The sequence below is a fragment of the Halomonas borealis genome, assembly GCF_004798905.1.
Classification (GTDB): Bacteria; Pseudomonadota; Gammaproteobacteria; order Pseudomonadales; family Halomonadaceae; genus Halomonas; species Halomonas borealis.
On sequence record NZ_SDMO01000132.1, the window covers coordinates 1 to 240 of the forward strand.

A 240-nucleotide genomic window follows, 5' to 3' on the forward strand; every position below is an offset into this window, starting at 1 on the left:
TATCCATATGATTTTAGCAACGCAACGTCCATCCGTTGATGTCATCTCTGGCTTGATTAAGGCAAATGTTCCTTCACGTGTCGCTTTTGCTGTATCCAGCGGGACGGATTCTCGCACAATCATTGATACAAATGGTGCAGAGAAACTTTTAGGACGGGGGGATATGCTTTTTAAACCCATTGATGAAAATCATCCTGTACGTTTACAAGGCGCCTTCTTATCAGATTATGATGTTGAGTC

At 42.5% G+C, this 240-nt stretch carries 1 pseudogene; it reads left to right on the forward strand.

Going from position 1 to position 240, the window contains the following annotated elements:
* Positions 1-240 (forward strand): annotated as a pseudogene (locus ETC07_RS16410) (cell division protein FtsK); the annotation flags it as partial.